This window comes from Microcystis sp. T1-4 (assembly GCF_000297435.1).
Taxonomy (GTDB): Bacteria; Cyanobacteriota; Cyanobacteriia; order Cyanobacteriales; family Microcystaceae; genus Microcystis.
Window position 1 is genome coordinate 1 of record NZ_CAIP01000157.1, and the last position, 3,485, is coordinate 3,485.

2 protein-coding genes and 1 pseudogene are annotated in these 3,485 nt (G+C 39.1%); all 3 read right to left on the reverse strand.

The window, feature by feature from the left end; all coding sequences use genetic code 11:
• Positions 1-50 precede the first annotated feature (50 nt).
• Positions 51-935, reverse strand: a pseudogene (locus tag MICAI_RS09600) (ISAs1 family transposase).
• A gap of 276 nt (positions 936-1,211) precedes the next feature.
• On the reverse strand, positions 1,212-2,408 hold the full coding sequence (locus MICAI_RS09605; RefSeq protein WP_008200970.1) for a glycosyltransferase: 1,197 nt from the start codon (positions 2,406-2,408) through the stop codon (positions 1,212-1,214).
• A 20-nt stretch (positions 2,409-2,428) separates the two neighbouring features.
• Positions 2,429-2,959 (reverse strand): hypothetical protein, encoded by a 531-nt coding sequence (locus MICAI_RS09610; RefSeq protein WP_008200972.1) that lies wholly within the window; start codon positions 2,957-2,959, stop codon positions 2,429-2,431.
• Positions 2,960-3,485: the final 526 nt, after the last annotated feature.

The window sequence follows — 3,485 nt, forward strand, 5'->3', positions numbered from 1 at the left end:
CCGGTTGGAAAGTATTTTTTTCCAGTAATATCAGGGTAAGACCATCTCAATTAGGCTTGACAAAAGGCTTTCAGCACAGCGATCATATAGTTATTATCCATGGCCGCCCGTTTACTTTTTTGTGCCAGACTACGTCGGTAAGTCGATTCTTGGTTAAGAGCGTTAAGTGCTAGTCGTCTCAAGAAGGCTCCCATTACGAGGGCTGTGGCCGGAGCGAATCCGACATTGATCCTCATGAAAAGTAACATCTAAAATCCAATGAGACTGATTTTCAATGCCTCAATGTTTACGAATAGCATTACCTATTTTTTGAGCATCAGCAGCAAGATAACTGAGATAAAATTAGACTTCATAAGTGGTTTTATGACTGGGATGACGAACTCGTTTAACCATGATAATACTTTGAATTACTAGCGATTGAGCTTGTTGATAAAGACCGCCGAAAGCTTCTAAGGAGACAGCCGAACACCAACGTTTTTCGAGGCGATGATGACCTTTTTCCAGACGGTAATCATAAATAAATTGAATGCCATCAAATTGATGTGCTTGATCTGGCTCAAACCAGTTTTTAACCTGAGTATAAAGAGTCGGATGATTAGCTTTAAGGGCGATAACGTAGTCAGCTTTTTTGGCTTGAATATGATTAATAATCGCCGTTTGAGTTCCCATAGCATCTAGGGTGATAATTGCCCCTTGAAGAGCTAACAGTTCTAGTAAAGCGGGAATAGCGGTAATCTCATTTGCTGCTATAACTGCTAAAATAGCAATGACTAAAATATCGGTTAATAAATGTTTTTGGTTTCGGGACACTATCGAGTCACGAATATCTTGAAGATAAGTCAATAAACTAGCTTGAATGTCATTGATTGATGTTAAAGGAAGCTCAGGTTTTAGTTGAGCTTTATTTCCGGTGGGGAGGCAAAACCTTTACCCATGAGCTATTTCCTCATTAATTTTCATGAACAACAGTGAGACTAAGGCTAATGATAAATTATACTACATCTGGTTATTAAAAACTGATTATTTATTTCCCCTTTTGCCTTAAGTAGCCTATACTCAACGGATTTAGTATTATACAGAGGTAGCAGCGGCTAAGTCTGGGTACTGGCAGTGCGGGACGGTGCTACAGTGATTTCAGCACCCTATTCAGCAATCTTTGTCAAGTACAATTTATACCACATTAGATGAGCTTACCCTGTGGAGTAATATTTTTAAAGTGAAGCTAAAGGCTTATTATCAATGATATCTTGATAGATAATACTTAATTCTTTTGCTATAACATCCCAGTCATATTTCGTCCTAGCTAAAAGCCTACCATTTTCTCCCATTTCCGTTCGTAGTTCTTCTGAGATCAATAATTTCTCAATTGCCTGTACCCAAGCTTCCAGTTTTCCTGAGACGACAATTCCTGTCTTATTAGCCTCAATCTCTGGAGAAATTTGCACCTCTGGGGTAACAATTACAGGCAGCCCATATGCCATTGCTTCTGCCACCGTTATCGCAAAGTTTTCTCCGTAAGATGGGAGAACAAAAATGTCTGCTCCTTGTAGTAATAAGGTTTTGTTCTCTCCATGAACGAAGCCCGAAAAAGTAGTAACCTCGTTAAGATTTAAAGATAAAACTAAATTGAAGATATACTGCTCGTACTCTGGATTTCCTGAACCAGCCAGAATAAGATGAAAATTGTGTCGCTTGGCTAAATTGTGGGCAGCATATAAAAGTAATTCCATGTGTTTTTTGGGATGAAAACGCGACATAAATAAAACAATAGGAATGTTAGAAGCAATATGATAAATTGTGCGTATGTTAATTTTCGCATCAGGTAAATCAACTAGCGGTGTCACGCCGAGAGGAAGTATAAAAGTAGGAGATTTGATTCCAAAATTTTTGACATCTTGAGCTTCTTGGTTAGTTGTACAGTAAATTGCAGAAGCATTTTCCAAATTTTGTTGCTCAAGTAGAGTATAATAAACCATTTTTTTTATTTTTTTTTGGTTGATAACCCAGGAATCTAGCTGACCGTGAGGAGAGATGATATACTTAACCTTTTTAAGACGAGCTATAATTGCTCCCAAAGTGCAGAGATAGGAAAAGAATGAATGAATGTGTACTAGATCATAGTTTTCTATATTGTTCCACAGCCAATTATGATAATCTAAGGCTAGGGTATATTCTGAGATAAATTTTATCCCTGTATAGATTTTAGAAAAAAATAAAACAGGAAGTCCCTGATCGTATTCAATCCACCTATTTACAGGAACGTCTAGGACAGTACCAAAATTGTCATTAGTGGTGACGATTTCCGCATCAATACTGGCAATTCTGAGTGCTTTAACAATGTTGATAGCGGCTACATTACTGCCGCCTCCCAATAAAGTAATAGATGGAATTATATGCAATATTTTCATTATTTTATGTTCCCGATATTCTATTGGCTGTCGTTTTTGAGGTAAAAACACTTAATGTAGTCAACCCGCCCGCTATTTTTTTGAAAAATAGCTGTTTGATAAAGCTCAAGATCAGAAGCAATCATTTTGTCGGCAGTACAGTACTGGGCATTGAAAATTGCCTTCTGTTTAAGGAATTTGAGTATAGGGAGACAAGCAGCTATTGTTTCTGCTGCCTCTTCAGGGTTAGTTGGATTGATGTAGATAGCGGCCTCTCCTCCTACCTCAGTCATCGGAGGGCGTTTAGATGTGATTACAGGACAACCACAGGGAATGTCCGGCCAAGACAATTCTTGTGGGAGTATGTGGGCGAAAAGAAGATATTTATCAATATAGCTTAACCATTTTCCTAAACCTTTTAAAGATAGCTGAAGACGACCTATGCACGGCTGAGAACGGATTAAACGGACTTGATGACCTAATTCGGTCAAGCCAGTTTCAAGTATTTGAGCAAACCTGTTGATACTTTGTCTTTGATCCGGAAGATGGTTCGCTAGTAATAAGATTTTCATTCTATTTAGGTCTTCCTAATGGCAATACACATTAGAGGCATAGCCGCTTCTGGAGAATTTAGGTTGATACCGGAGAGTCGCCATAACAAACGCCCGCGAAACTTAGCTCGACCCTAGTTTCCTTGCAAAGCCCCAGCCCCAACGTTGTGGTTGTGAGGATAGAGGTTAACCTCAAACCGCTTTGGCTCAAGTATGTTGAACTTGGTGATCGCTTAAGGAATGGTGGTCAAGACAATTCCATCATACACCGCAAGCGGCAGGGAATTCAACCCGAAGAACTGACGGGGTGACAAAGAAGCCTGAAATCCCTATGATAAGCGAAGTGTAGCAAAATATTGCTAAAAAAAGAACTTGCCATGATAGCAACTTCAGAAGAATTAACCAAATGTGAGCAGAAAGTTATCAAAATCATCTAGTCACACAAGTCCATAAAGCCCACTACCATTGGGCGATCGAGTTGCCCCCCGGCGAGAATTTATCGAAACCCACGGATCACGTTTAAATCTTACGGATTTGGACATTTAAA

Coding starts and splice junctions, on each gene's coding strand:
- MICAI_RS09605 (WP_008200970.1), bottom strand. CDS start 2,408: ATGAAAATATTGCATATAATTCCATCTATTACTTTATTGGGAGGCGGC.
- MICAI_RS09610 (WP_008200972.1), bottom strand. CDS start 2,959: ATGAAAATCTTATTACTAGCGAACCATCTTCCGGATCAAAGACAAAGT.